Source organism: Flavonifractor sp. An112, from assembly GCF_002161085.1.
In the GTDB taxonomy this organism is placed as follows: Bacteria; Bacillota; Clostridia; order Oscillospirales; family Oscillospiraceae; genus Flavonifractor; species Flavonifractor avicola.
Genome location: NZ_NFLU01000022.1, coordinates 1 through 12,952, shown reverse-complemented (window position 1 = coordinate 12,952; position 12,952 = coordinate 1). Strand labels below are relative to the sequence as shown.

General features: G+C 59.2%; 12 protein-coding genes. 7 read left to right on the top strand and 5 right to left on the bottom strand.

Going from position 1 to position 12,952, the window contains the following annotated elements:
• Positions 1–18: 18 nt before the first annotated feature.
• The 5 genes from argJ to glgB form a co-directional block, all read right to left on the bottom strand.
• Positions 19–1,281 (bottom strand): bifunctional glutamate N-acetyltransferase/amino-acid acetyltransferase ArgJ, encoded by a 1,263-nt coding sequence (gene argJ, locus B5E56_RS13525; protein WP_087391073.1) that lies wholly within the window; start codon positions 1,279–1,281, stop codon positions 19–21.
• Between the two features lie 88 nt (positions 1,282–1,369).
• Positions 1,370–2,311: an N-acetyl-gamma-glutamyl-phosphate reductase gene (gene argC, locus B5E56_RS13520; RefSeq protein ID WP_087391070.1), complete on the bottom strand. Its 942-nt coding sequence runs from the start codon at positions 2,309–2,311 to the stop codon at positions 1,370–1,372.
• Positions 2,304–3,689 (bottom strand): argininosuccinate lyase, encoded by a 1,386-nt coding sequence (gene argH, locus B5E56_RS13515; RefSeq protein ID WP_087391067.1) that lies wholly within the window; start codon positions 3,687–3,689, stop codon positions 2,304–2,306. Before argH ends, argC begins: the two co-directional genes overlap by 8 nt.
• A gap of 117 nt (positions 3,690–3,806) precedes the next feature.
• Entirely contained in the window at positions 3,807–5,027 is a 1,221-nt protein-coding gene (locus tag B5E56_RS13510; protein WP_087188717.1) for an argininosuccinate synthase, read from the bottom strand.
• A gap of 141 nt (positions 5,028–5,168) precedes the next feature.
• Positions 5,169–6,944: a 1,4-alpha-glucan branching protein GlgB gene (gene glgB / locus B5E56_RS13505; RefSeq protein ID WP_087391064.1), complete on the bottom strand. Its 1,776-nt coding sequence runs from the start codon at positions 6,942–6,944 to the stop codon at positions 5,169–5,171.
• A 224-nt stretch (positions 6,945–7,168) separates the two neighbouring features.
• Between glgB and B5E56_RS13500 the strand changes: the two genes are divergently transcribed.
• The 7 genes from B5E56_RS13500 to B5E56_RS13470 all read left to right on the top strand — a co-directional run.
• Positions 7,169–8,089 carry a metal ABC transporter substrate-binding protein gene (locus tag B5E56_RS13500; protein ID WP_087391061.1) on the top strand — a complete coding sequence of 307 codons (921 nt, stop codon included), beginning with the start codon at positions 7,169–7,171 and terminating at the stop codon, positions 8,087–8,089.
• Entirely contained in the window at positions 8,086–8,856 is a 771-nt protein-coding gene (locus tag B5E56_RS13495) for a metal ABC transporter ATP-binding protein (RefSeq protein WP_087391059.1), read from the top strand. Before B5E56_RS13500 ends, B5E56_RS13495 begins: the two co-directional genes overlap by 4 nt.
• Complete coding sequence (locus B5E56_RS13490) at positions 8,856–9,704, top strand: metal ABC transporter permease (protein ID WP_087188721.1); 849 nt, start codon at positions 8,856–8,858, stop codon at positions 9,702–9,704. Before B5E56_RS13495 ends, B5E56_RS13490 begins: the two co-directional genes overlap by 1 nt.
• A 366-nt stretch (positions 9,705–10,070) precedes the next feature.
• Positions 10,071–10,751: a TVP38/TMEM64 family protein gene (locus B5E56_RS13485; protein WP_242959000.1), complete on the top strand. Its 681-nt coding sequence runs from the start codon at positions 10,071–10,073 to the stop codon at positions 10,749–10,751.
• Positions 10,748–11,398: a lysoplasmalogenase family protein gene (locus B5E56_RS13480; RefSeq protein ID WP_087391054.1), complete on the top strand. Its 651-nt coding sequence runs from the start codon at positions 10,748–10,750 to the stop codon at positions 11,396–11,398. Before B5E56_RS13485 ends, B5E56_RS13480 begins: the two co-directional genes overlap by 4 nt.
• A 4-nt stretch (positions 11,399–11,402) precedes the next feature.
• On the top strand, positions 11,403–12,053 hold the full coding sequence (locus tag B5E56_RS13475; RefSeq protein WP_087188724.1) for a TIGR01906 family membrane protein: 651 nt from the start codon (positions 11,403–11,405) through the stop codon (positions 12,051–12,053).
• Positions 12,054–12,169: 116 nt separating this feature from the next.
• Positions 12,170–12,952 (top strand): hypothetical protein (locus B5E56_RS13470; protein ID WP_087391051.1); only part of this gene is annotated, 783 nt, incomplete at its 3' end.

Sequence of the window (12,952 nt, the reverse complement as noted above, 5' to 3'; positions counted from 1 at the left end):
CCTCCATATTGCCTTTGATCAGGTGCGATAGTCGCCGTTGATCTTGACGTAGTCGTAGGTCAGATCGCAGCCCCAGCAGGTGGCCTCATGCTCCCCCTCGTGGAGGTCCACATGGATCACCACCTCGTCCTGGGACAGGATGCTCTTGGCGGCCTCCTCGTCGAAGTCCACCCCGGCGCCCTTCTCACACACCAGGATCTCCCCCACGGCTGAGGAGAATTTCACGTCCACAAACTCAGGGCGGAAGGGGGCCTTGGAGTAGCCCATGGCGCACAGCACCCGGCCCCAGTTGGCGTCGGAGCCGAACATGGCGGCCTTCACCAGGGAGGAGCCCACCACCGCCTTGCTCAGGCGCTCGGCGCTCTCCTCGCTGCGGGCATTGGCCACGGTGCAGGTGATCAGCTTGCTGGCACCCTCGCCGTCGGCGGCGATGCTCCGGGCCAGCTGCTCAAACACATAGTAGAGGGTCTTATAAAAGACGGTATAGTTATCGTCCTTCCATTCCACCAGCTCGTTGCCCGCCATGCCGTTGGCCAGCACCACGCACATATCGTTGGTGGAGGTGTCCCCGTCCACCGTCACCCGGTTGAAGGTGCGGGGGACGATCTCGTGAAGGGCGTCGGTGAGCATCTCATGGGTGATGGCGCAGTCGGTGGTGACAAAACACAGCATGGTGCCCATGTTGGGGTGGATCATGCCGGAGCCCTTGGCGATGGCGCCGATGGTCACCGTCTTGCCGCCGATGGAGCAGGTGACAGACAGCTCCTTCTTCACGGTGTCGGTGGTCATAATGGCGTTGGCCGCGGCGTCGGAGCCGTCCTTGGACAGGGCAGCGGCGGCAGCGGGCATTCCCTTGGCAATGGCATCGATGTTCAGCTCCTGACCGATGACGCCGGTGGAAGCCACCACAAAGTCGGAGGCCTTCAGGCCGGTGGCCTGGGCGGCCAGCTGGCACATGGTTTCGGCGTGCTCGTGGCTGTTGGGAGCGCAGGCGTTGGCGTTGCCGGAGTTAGCCACGATAGCCTGGGCCTCGCCGTTCTCCAGGTGGTCCATGGTGACATAGAGGGGAGCGGCCTTCACCCGGTTCATGGTGTACACAGCAGCTGCCACACAGGGCTGCTCAGACACGATGAGGGCCAGGTCCTTCTTGCCCTCCAGCACCTCAGGCATCTTGCTCATGGGGGGCTGATTGCCGTCCCCCTTGCCCTTCTTCACGCCGCAGTGGACACCGGACGCGGTAAAACCCTTGGGGGCGGTCACGCCGCCGGGGATCTGTTTCATATCGTTCACTCCTCAAATTGGAATCGCGGGCCGATGTGGGCATCGGCCCCTACAGGAGGGCGAGGGCTTGCCCCCGCCGTTGCGTTTCTCACAGCGCCAGGCCGGCTGTCATATCGAAGCCCAGCATCAGGTTCATGTTCTGCACTGCCGCGCCTGAAGCGCCCTTGCCCAGGTTGTCGAACCGTGCTGTAACGATGGACTGTCCCTCGTGGCCGCTGACGGTGAGCTCCAGCTTGTCGGTGCCCGCCAGGGTATTGGCCGCCAGATAGGCCGGCTCCTCAGAATAGGGGGCCACCGTCACCAGGGGCTGGCCGGCATAGTAGGCCATCAGGATCAGGCTCAGCTCCTTGGCGGTGGGCTGGCCCACCAGGTAGCGGTTGTGGAGGAAGATGGTAGTGGCCATGCCCTTGTAGTAATCGTCCACTACAGGGGTAAACACCGGCGGGGTATCCAGGCCGGAGATCTTCTGCATTTCGGGCAGATGCTTGTGCCGAAGGGTGGTTCCATACACTCTTGGACTGTAAAGTTCTTCCCCTTTCTCCCTCTCCTCATACTGGGCGATCATCCTCTTGCCGCCGCCGGAGTATCCGGTGAGGGAAAAGCAGGTCATAGGGTAGTCCTTGGGCAGGATACGCATGGAGACCAGTGGAGCTGCCGAAGCCAGGAAGCCGGTGGCATGGCAACCCGGATTGGCCACGAATCGGGCATTTCCGATGATTTCCCGGGGATTTTTGTACAATTCCGGGAATCCATATACCCAGCCGGGAGCTGTGCGGTGAGCGGTGGATGCATCGATAACCCGGGTGTGGGAGTTCTCAATGAGACCCACCGCCTCCACTGCCGCGGCGTCAGGCAGGCAGAGGAAAACCAGGTCCGCCTCATTGATCAGGCGCTTTCTTTCTGTCAAGTTTTTTCGCTTGTCAGCATCGATCACCAGCAGTTCGATGTCATCCCGGTCTGCCAGCCGCTGATGGATCTGGAGACCGGTGGTACCCTCCTGGCCGTCGATAAATACCTTGGGCTTACTCATGGGTTCTCTCCTCCACAAAGGCCTTGATGTTGGCGATCTGCTGCTCCACAGCCTCCTTGGCGGGGCCGCCGTAGACCTTGCGGCCATTGACGCAGGTCTTGAGCTCCAGGGCCTGATACACGTCGGCGTCAAACAGGTTGGAGATGGAGCGGAAGTCTTTGAGCGGCAGGGTGTCCAGGGTCTCGCCGGCCTTGATGCACAGGTTGACCAGCCGGCCCACGATCATGTAGGCCTCACGGAAGGGCATTCCCTTCTTGGTCAGATAGTCGGCGCAGTCGGTGGCGTTGATGAAGCCGCCGGAGGCCGCGTTTCTCATGTTCTTGGGCAGGACGGTGAGGGTGTCCAGCATGGCGGTAAAGACGGGCAGACACATCTCCACGGTGTCGATGGCGTCGAACACCGGCTCCTTATCCTCCTGCATATCCTTGTTGTAAGCCAGGGGCAGGCCCTTCATGACGGTGAGCAGGGTGATGAGGGAGCCGTACACCCGGCCGGTCTTGCCCCGGACCAGCTCGGCCACGTCGGGGTTCTTCTTCTGGGGCATGATGGAGGAGCCGGTGGAGTAGGCGTCGTCCAGCTCCACATACTTGAACTCCCAGGAGCACCACAGGATGATCTCCTCGGAGAACCGGGACAGGTGCATCATCAGAATGGAACAGGCAGACAAAAACTCAATGGCGAAGTCACGGTCGGACACGGAATCCATGGAGTTGTCGGTGGGCTTCTGGAAGCCCAGGGCGGCGGCGGTCTGGAACCGGTCCACCGGATAGGTGGAGGTGGCCAGGGCGCCCGCCCCCAGGGGGCACTCGTCCATCCGCTCCAGGCAGTCCTCCAGCCGGGTCACATCCCGGCGGAGCATATTGGCATAGGCCATCATGTAGTGGGCGAAGGTGGTGGGCTGGGCCCGCTGCATATGGGTGTAGCCCGGCATGACGGTCTCCAGGTTGGCCTCCGCCTTCTTGATGAGCACCTGCTCCAGGTCCAGCACCATGTTGATGATCTTGGGGATCTCCTGCTTGACATACAGCCGGAAATCCACCGCCACCTGGTCGTTGCGGGACCGGCCGGTGTGCAGCCGCTTGCCGGTGTCCCCGATGCGCTGGGTAAGCATGGTCTCGATGTTCATGTGGATATCTTCGTTCTCCAGGGAAAACTCCACCTGTCCGGCGTCGATGTCCGCCAGGATGACCTTCAGACCCTCGATGATCTTTTCCGCCTCGTGCTCCTCAATGATGCCCTGCTTGCCCAGCATGGTGGCGTGGGCGATGGAGCCGGCGATATCCTCTTTGTACATCCGGGCGTCGAAGGTGATGGAAGAGTTGAAGTCGTTGACCAGTGTGTCGGTCTCTTTCTGGAACCGTCCAGCCCAAAGTTTCATGGTAAGTTAACCACCTTTTTACTTTTACTAAGTTAGGAGTGTGAAGATAGGAGATAGGAGATAAGAGTTTTATAGACCGGCGGTCTATCTCCTATCTCCTATCTGCTATCTGCTATCTTACTTGTTCAGCTTGCCCTGATCCCGGAGCGCCAGCACGGTGTCCGGCAGGCCCCACAGGTTGATGAAGCCGGTGGCGTCGTTCTGGTTGTAGTCGCTCTCCTGGAAGGTAACGATGTCCTCAGAGTAGAGGGTCTCGGGAGAGGTAACGCCGGAGGTGATGATGTTGCCCTTGTACAGCTTCAGCTTCACCTGGCCGGTAACGTGCTTCTGGGTCTCGGTAGCAAAGGCGGACAGGGCCTCCCGCAGGGGGGTGAACCACTTGCCGTTGTATACCAGATCGGCGAAGTCCACCGCCAGCTTGCTCTTCATGTGGGCAGTGTCCTTGTCGATGGTGATCATCTCCAGCACCTCGTGGGCCCGGTACAGGATGGCGCCGCCGGGGGTTTCGTACACGCCGCGGTCCTTCATGCCGGTCATCCGGTTCTCCACGATGTCTAGCAGGCCGATGCCGTTCTCGCCGCCCAGCTTGTTCAGCTTGCGGATGATGTCGGAGGCCTTCATCTTCTCGCCGTCCACGGCCACAGGCCAGCCCTTCTCAAAGTCGATGGTCACATAGGTGGGGGCGTCGGGGGCCTTCACGGGGGACACGCCCATCTCCAGGAAGCCGGGCTTGTCGTACTGAGGCTCGCTGGCGGGATCCTCCAGATCCAGGCCCTCGTGGGACAGGTGCCACAGGTTCTTATCCTTGGAGTAGCTGGTCTCCCGGCTGATCTTCAGAGGCACGTTGTGGGCCTCGGCGTAGTCGATCTCCTCGTTCCGGCTCTTGATGTCCCACTCACGCCAGGGGGCGATGATCTTCATCTCAGGAGCGAAACGCTTGATGGCCAGCTCGAAGCGGATCTGGTCGTTACCCTTGCCGGTGCAGCCGTGGGCGATGGCGTCGGCCCCTTCCTTCTTGGCAATGTCCACCAGGCCCTTGGCGATGACGGGCCGGGCAAAGGCGGTGCCCAGCAGATAGTCCTCGTACTTGGCGCCCATCTGCATGGAGGGGATGATGACGTCGTCCACCATCTCGTCCACCAGGTCCATCACGTACAGCTTGGAAGCGCCGGTCTTGATGGCCTTCTCCTCCAGGCCCTCCAGCTCGTCGTTCTGGCCCACGTCGCCGGCCACGGCGATGATCTCGGGATTACCGTAGTTCTCCTTCAGCCAGGGGATGATGATGGATGTATCCAGACCGCCGGAATAGGCGAGTACCACTTTCTTGATGTCAGCCATGGTAAAAACCTCCGTTTGTTTATGTTGGACACAGTGTACCACAGCCTAAATAAAATTGCAAGTGTTATATCGCATAAATATGCGTATTTTTCCCTTGCTCCTTGGGTATTATTTTGGGTATTGTGTATAATATTCATTTATTTACGAATATTTGTATGATTCCATGCAATATAGCTGTCCGGAATAGGGCGGCAGGCATACCGTCAGCACACCGCCGGTAGGCTTCAGCTGTTCTTCCTCCGGCGTAGAACCGCCGAAGCGCTGCCAATCGGTATGGAGAAGCAGCTTTACTCCTGCCGTAGCGGGCAGTTGGTACTGCCGGGCCTGGTCACTCAAGTTAAAGAGGGCAACCAGCCGCTCCCCGTCTCCCTGACGCTGGATGGCAAAAACACAGGGGTCCTCCCGGCCGCAGTCCAGCCAGGCAAAGCCCTCAGGCCGATAGTCCCACCGGGACAGGGCGGGGTAGTCCAGATAGATGTGGTTCAGTTTGGCCATGTAGTGGTAGAAGGCGTCGTGAATGGGAAAGTCCCGCAGCAGCCAGTCCTGCTCCCGCTTTTCGTCCCACTCCCGGAAATGGCCGATCTCGTTGCCCATGAAGTTAAGCTTCTTTCCCGGATGGACCATCATATAAAGGTATAGCGCCCTGGCCTGGGGGAACTTGCCGTCATAATCACCATACATCTTCTGCAAAATGGTGGCCTTGCCGTGGACCACCTCGTCGTGGGACAGGGGGAGCAGGTAGCGCTCCTGGGGAAAATAGTGCATGGAAAAAGTAAGCTGGTGGCGCCGGGCAGGCCGTTGATCGGGCGGCGTCTGGAAATAGGACAAGGTGTCATGCATCCACCCCATGTCCCACTTGTAGTCGAAGCCCAGTCCCCCCTGCTCCGCCGGAGCGGTGACCTTGGGGAAGTTGGTGGAGTCCTCCGCCGCCAGAATGCAGCCGGGACACAGGCGCTTCAGCCCCTGGTTCATGGTACGCAGGAAGGCTACGCCGTCCCCGTTTACTCCACGGGCCTCATCCCCCTGCCAGTATAGAATCCGGCTGATGGCGTCCATCCGCAGGCCGTCAAAGTGGAACTCCTCCAGCCAGTACCGGGCGCAGGACTGGAGGAAGGAGCGCACCTCCCCCCGGGAGTGCATGAAATTGTGGCTCCCCCACTCGCTGACCTCCACATCCCGGTGGGGGTACTCATAGAGGGCGGTACCATCGTACTTGGCCAGGCCGTAGTCGTCCACCGCGAAATGGGCGGGTACAAAGTCCAAAATGACCCCGATCCCGGCCTGGTGGAGCCGATCAATGAGCATCATCAGCTCTCTGGCGGTACCATACCGGCTGGTGGGGGCGTAAAAGCCGGTGATCTGGTAGCCCCAGCTCTCATCGCAGGGATGCTCGCTGAGAGGAAGGAACTCCACATAGTTATAGCCGCACTCCCTCACATAGTCGATGAGAGGCTGGGCTAATTCGTCATAGCGGTACCAGCTCCCGTCCGGTTTCCGCCGCCAGGAGCCCAGGTGAAGCTCGTAGATATTCAGCGGGTCCTCCCGACGGTCGGTCCGTCCCGCCATCCAGGCCCCGTCCTCAAAGGTATACGCCCCCAGATCCCGCACCACCGAGCAATGGTCCGGCCGCAGCTCCATGCCGTAACCGTAGGGGTCGCAGTGGTCGGTATAACCCCCATCCCGGCGGTAGATGCGGTACTGATAACAGTCCCCCGGCTGGACGCCCTCCGCCCGCACCTCATAAAAATTGCCGTCGTGGATTCGCTCCATGGGCAGCTCCCGGCCTCCATGAAGGAGCACCACCCCCGCAGCGGAGGGTGCAAAGGTGCGGAACACCCACTCCTCTCCCGACCGATGGGCCCCCAGATAGCGGTATGCGTCAAAGCACTGTCCGGTATAAAACGCGTAATAATCCATCCTGTGGACTCCTTTTCCTTTGGATGTACTCCGACAAGTTCCTCAAAAACCGCCGGTGCCTGTTACTTCCATCATATCACACCCGGCATTAACTTAACAGAGTAATTTTAACGCTGTTATGTTTCTTTTTTGAAATCGTCCATAAAGATTTTATTTTACACCGGCAGAAAAAAGCGATATAATAAGATGTTATGATAAAACTACTCAACTGTAAGGGGAACCACATGAAAAAACTGCTTGCGCCCCTGTGCGCTTTTGGCCTGCTGCTCTCCGCCTGCGGACAGCCCGCCGCCTCCCAGCCCCAGGATGAAAACATCCTCCATATCGTGGCCACCACCTACCCGGTCTACCTCTTCACCACCGCAGTGACGGAGGGCGCGGAGGGTGTAGAAGTGAGCCTGCTGGTAAACCAGCAGACCTCCTGCCTCCACGACTACACCCTCACCGTGGCCGACATGAAGGCCATTGAGGGGGCCGACGTCATCGTCATGAACGGCGCCGGACTGGAAAATTTTATGGACGACGCCCTGTCCACCTCCTCCGCTCAGGTCATCGACTGCTCAGAGGGGATGGATCTGCTGCCTGCCCAGGGCCATGAGGGCCATGACCACGACGCCGAATACGATCCCCATATCTGGATGGACGCCACCTATGCCAGTCTCATGTTGAGTCAGATCTCCCAGTCTCTGACCGAGCTGGACAGCGCCAATGGCGACCTTTACACTCAGAACGAGAGCGCCGCCCAGACCGCGCTGACGGAGGCGGACCTCAGCTGGCGGGAGGCGCTGGCGCCCTACAAGGGCCGCTCCATTGTCACCTTCCACGACGGCTTCCAATACTTTGCCAACGCCATGGGCCTGACCATCTTTAAGGCCATTGAAGAAGAGGAAGGTTCTACCGCCTCCGCTCAGGAGCTGGCCGAGATCGTGGACGCCATCAAGCTTGCCCAGAAATACGACCTGGGGACCATGCCCATCTTTACCGAGGTCAATGGTTCTACCGCCTCCGCCGACACCATCGCCCGGGAGGTGGGCTGTCAGGTCTATCAGCTGGATATGATCATGAGCGGCAAAGGCACGGGCATCCAGCCCTATTTGGATGCCATGCAGAAGAACATTGATACCATTGTGGAGGCGTTTGGATGAGCGTACACAAACACGGAACTTCCGGCCCCGGCTGCGCCGGCTCCTGCTGCCTGAAGGTGGCCGACCTGGGGGTCAATTTCGGCAATGAAGAGGTCCTCCACGACGTATCTTTCCACCTCCACTGCGGGGAGATCGTGGCCCTCATCGGCCCTAACGGAGCAGGTAAGAGTTCCCTGTTCCGCACCATTCTGGGCCAAGTCCCCCACACCGGAGTCATTGAGTTTCAGCGGGCGGGAGGCGACAAGACCCGGCCCCTCATCGGCTATGTGCCCCAGTCCCCCAGCTTCGACCGTGGGGACCCGGTGAGCGTATTTGATTTCTTCTCCGCCGCCATCTCCAAGTGGCCGGTATTCCTGCCCTCCCCCAAAAAGCTGCGGGAGCGGGTATCCCAGTGTCTGGCACGGGTCCACGGCGAAGGGCTGCTGGACCGGCGGATGGGCGCCCTGTCCGGCGGTGAGCTTCAGCGGGTACTGCTGGCTCTGGCGCTGGAGCCCCTGCCCCATATCCTGATCCTGGACGAGCCACTCTCCGGTGTGGACGTGGACGGCGAGAAGCAGCTGCTGGATATGCTGGACGAGATCCGTACCCGGTTTGACCTGTCCATTCTGCTGTCCACCCACGACTTTGCCACTCTGGACCAGTACGCCGACAAGGTGATCCTACTGAAAAGCCAGGTGCTCAAAGTGGGACCGCCCGACGAGGTTCTGTCCTCTCCCGAATTTCAGGAGGTCTTTCATCTTGCCCTAGGGAAAGGGGGACGCAACTGATGGAACTGTGGTATTCCCTGGTGGAGCTGCTCCCCTTCGAGTGGGCAGCCCCCGGCACTATGTACTTCATGAAAAATGCCCTGCTGGCGGTGCTGGTGATCTCTCCCCTGTTCGGCCTGCTGTCCACCATGGTGGTCACCAACCGAATGAGCTTCTTCTCTGACGCTCTGGGCCACTCCGCCTTTACCGGCATTGCCATCGGTACTCTGTGCGGTATGGCCGACCCCATGTGGGCCGCCATTCTGCTGGCCGCCGCCTTTGCCCTGCTCTTTACCTACGTTCAGCGCAAGTCCAACATGGCCAGCGATACGGTGATTGGTGTGTTCTCCTCCACCGCCGTGGCTCTCGGCATCTTTATCGCCACCTTTGACAGCGGTAGCTTTACTAAGTTCAACAGTCTGCTCATTGGTGATATCCTCAGTGTGGAACCGGGAAAGATTGCCCTGCTGGCGGTCATCCTGCTGGTCGTGGTGGTACTGTGGCTGTGCTCCTTCAACGGCCTGATGCTCTCCTCCATCCACCCCACCCTGGCCGACAGCCGGGGCGTCAAGGTGTTCTGGCAGGAGGCCATCTTCTCCATGGCCATTGCCGTGGTGGTCACCGTGTCCATGACCTGGGTGGGCCTGCTGGTCATCAACTCTCTGCTGGTCCTGCCTGCCGCCGCCGCCCGCAATCTGGCCCGCAATATGCGCCAGTTCCATCTGATCTCCATTCTGGCTGCGGTGGTGGCCGGGATCGCTGGACTCATGACCTCCTATGAGCTCAGCTCCTCCGCAGGCGCCTCCATCACCCTGTACCTGGCCCTGTGGTTTGCCATCACCTTCCTGCTGCGGAAAAAGCGGATGTAACGGTTTTGGGCTCCGGAGAGGCCCCCCTCTCCGGAGCTTTTGACCAAATCCATCCCCAAACTTGATTAAAGCTTTACCTCCCTCCTCTTGTTCTTTACCAGACTTGCGCGTATACTGAGCACAGATCAAACAACAGGCCGGGAGGTGAAGCAATATTATGTACAATGATGTGGATGAGCTGATTTTTGGCAGCAATGAGCAGATTGTCTCCAGCGAGCGATAAGTCCTTTCCACCAACGGACAAGAACCACACCTTCGGGTGTGGATTTTTGCGTTTTGCGGGAAAATTTAAGAAATTTTAATGACAGTCTGCCGTAACATATGGTAGCCTATAGAACAGAACACAGAAAGACGAGGCGACGCGCTTTGAAGAATTCCCAAAAATGGCTTCCGGCCCTGCTGCTGGCCATCCTCCTGCTGGGCGGCAGCGGACTGCTACTCTGGAAAACCGGCTTTTTCTCCTCGCTGGGCTCGCTGGACGCCATGCGGGCCTATATCGCCCGTTTTGCACCTTTTTCTCATCTGTTCTATTTTGTGATCCAGCTGCTGGGTGTGGTAGTGGCTCCCATCCCCAGCAATATTACCGCTCTGGCCGGCGCCCTGCTCTTTGGCACCTGGCCCGCTTTCCTGCTCACTTGGGCCGCTGTTGTTGTGGGCTCTGTTCTGGTATTCTGGCTGGCCCGAGTGCTGGGGCAGCGGTTTGTGGACCGCTTGGTCAGCCAGAAGGTATCGGAAAAATATCTGGACATCATCCGCCGCAAGCGGGATGTATTCCTCTTTCTGGCCTTTCTCTTCCCCTTCTTCCCCGACGATCTGCTGTGCATCCTGGCCGGTCTCACCGATATCCCCCTGAAACGTTTCTGCGTTCTGGTACTGGTGGCCCGGCCCTGGGGCCTGATGGTGTCCTGTCTGGTGGGCGGCTCAGTGCTGGCCATCCCCTATTGGGCCATGGCTCTGCTGGGAGCTGCGGGCCTGGCCATCTTCCTGATCTGTATGAAATATGGCGACCGCTGGGAACAAAAGCTGCTGGAGCGCTTTAAGAAATGAAGCGTATACTGTGGTTTCCGCTTCTGGAGGGCTGCCTCTATCTGGCCTTCCTCAGTCTGGACCTGTTCCTGCCGGGCAGTGGATGGGACATTTCCTTGAAGTATCTCTCCATCCTGCTGTGCTTTTGTTTTGTCCTCGGGAACGGAGAGGGCCGGGACAGCCTGCTGATGAAAACAGCCCTGGGCTTTACCCTGCTGGCCGACCTGTTCCTGCTGGTACTGGACCGTTGGTATCTGATAGGGGTAGCCTGCTTCTGCGTCGTGCAGCTGCTCTATTTGACCCGCATCGCCAAACTGCGACCGGAAAAGCTGCCTCTGCGGCTAGCCCTGCGGGGCTTGCTGGTCGTCGCCGCCCTGATAACAGCCTGGCGGCTGGGAGCGCTGGACGGCTTAACTGCCCTTTCCCTTTTCTACTTCTCTCAACTTATCTGTAATGCCCTGGAAAGTCTCAGTCTGGGTATCCCCTTCCGGGGCTTTTCCCTGGGGCTGTTTCTCTTTTTAGGGTGCGATCTCTGCGTGGGTCTGCAAAATCTGTCCGCCTGGTTCCCGGCGGCAAGCGGTCCCCTGGTGGAGTTTGCCCGTGTGGGGATGTGGCTGTTCTATCTGCCCTCCCAGGTTTTGATCTCTCTGTCTGTCAAAAGGAAGTGATCCCATGCGGCTGCCCAAAGCAGTTACCGCTCTGGCCGCTCTGCTGCTGGCCCTGCTGATTCTCAGTTTTTCCATCGCGGTCCCCATTCTGTTCCGTCCGTTCTACTACATCCAGATCGATATGCTGGATCTGCCTGAACGTACCGGCTGGTCGGAGGAAACCATCCGTGAGGCCTATGATGAGGTACTGGATTTCTGCGTTTTTGGCAAGCCCTTCGGCACCGGTCAGCTGGCCTGGTCCCAATCCGGCTACAGTCATTTTGCCGATGTACGGGAGCTGTTCCTGCTAGACTTCTGGGTACTGGGCATCAGCGCCGCCGCCTGCCTGCTCCTTTTGATTCTCCGGCTTGGAAAACAATGGGTCTACAAACCGCTGCTGGGGCACGGACCCGGCTTTTGGGCCGGCGTAACCGCCGGTGGGCTGGTGCTGATACTGGCCGGACTGGCTGCTCTGGATTTTAACCGGGCCTTTGTGATCTTCCACGCTATTTTCTTCCCCGGCAAGGACAACTGGATCTTCGATTCCGCCACCGACCAGATCATCCTGGTTATGCCGGAGGAGTTTTTCTGCAACTGCGCCATCCTTATTGGGGTGGTACTCCTGACCTGCTGTACCGTCCTGATCCTCACCGACCTTCTGCGCAGGAAAAAATAAAGTACAGTCCCGCCGTATGTAAACGGCGGGACTTTTGCTCCGCACCAACCGGCCGGGCAAACATAGAATGGAGCGGAAGGGAACTATCCCTCCAATATCTGCTAGGAGGTATTGCAATGCCCGACAAGATGATGCCCGGTCCGGTCCAGGATGCGGCCTGCATCCGGGAGGCCGTATGCATACACACGAAAAAGATCTACGATTCCTGCAAGGATAAGGATTGTATCGAAGATCTGCGTTTCTATCCCACCCAGAGTTCCCAGGCGGCCATTGAGCGCGCCGTCAGCATCAAGGCCGGCAAGGCCGAGCTGCTCTATGTGTACATCGATGTGGAGCCGGTTGGATTCAACCGGGGCTTCTACACCGTTGACGTGCGCTACTTCTACCGGGTCACCGCCGACGCCTTTGTGGGCGCTGCCCGGCCTGTGGAGGTCAGCGGCCTGTGCGTCTTTGACAAGCGGGTGATCCTGTTCGGCAGCGAAGGCACCGCCAAGATCTTCTCCTCTCAGACCTCGCTGGAGGGTCTGGATGAGCAGATGCTCCGCCAGAGCAACCTGCCTACCGCCGTGGTGGAGGTGGTGGACCCCATCGTCCTCAACATGAAGCTGGTAGATGTGTGCGAGTGCCACCCCTGTGACTGCGAGCTGTCCGACGTGCCCCCCTGTATCTGTGGCTGCTTCAACAGCGAGCTGTGCTGCGGCAGCCAGGGCAAGCGGATTTATGTCACCCTGGGCCAGTTCTCCATCATCCGGCTGGAGCGGGATTCCCAGCTGCTTATGCCGGTGTACGACTACTGTATGCCCGAGAAGGAGTGCGCCTGCGGCGGCGGCGAGGAGGACCCCTGCGAGATCTTCCGCCATGTGAAGTTCCCCGTCAACGAGTTCTTCCCCCCCAGCAGC

Bases quoted from the DNA above. Each gene is read 5' to 3' on its own strand.
- argJ (WP_087391073.1), bottom strand. From the start codon at position 1,281: ATGAAACAGATCCCCGGCGGCGTGACCGCCCCCAAGGGTTTTACCGCG.
- argC (WP_087391070.1), bottom strand. From the start codon at position 2,311: ATGAGTAAGCCCAAGGTATTTATCGACGGCCAGGAGGGTACCACCGGT.
- argH (WP_087391067.1), bottom strand. From the start codon at position 3,689: ATGAAACTTTGGGCTGGACGGTTCCAGAAAGAGACCGACACACTGGTC.
- B5E56_RS13510 (WP_087188717.1), bottom strand. From the start codon at position 5,027: ATGGCTGACATCAAGAAAGTGGTACTCGCCTATTCCGGCGGTCTGGAT.
- glgB (WP_087391064.1), bottom strand. From the start codon at position 6,944: ATGGATTATTACGCGTTTTATACCGGACAGTGCTTTGACGCATACCGC.
- B5E56_RS13500 (WP_087391061.1), top strand. From the start codon at position 7,169: ATGAAAAAACTGCTTGCGCCCCTGTGCGCTTTTGGCCTGCTGCTCTCC.
- B5E56_RS13495 (WP_087391059.1), top strand. From the start codon at position 8,086: ATGAGCGTACACAAACACGGAACTTCCGGCCCCGGCTGCGCCGGCTCC.
- B5E56_RS13490 (WP_087188721.1), top strand. From the start codon at position 8,856: ATGGAACTGTGGTATTCCCTGGTGGAGCTGCTCCCCTTCGAGTGGGCA.
- B5E56_RS13480 (WP_087391054.1), top strand. From the start codon at position 10,748: ATGAAGCGTATACTGTGGTTTCCGCTTCTGGAGGGCTGCCTCTATCTG.
- B5E56_RS13475 (WP_087188724.1), top strand. From the start codon at position 11,403: ATGCGGCTGCCCAAAGCAGTTACCGCTCTGGCCGCTCTGCTGCTGGCC.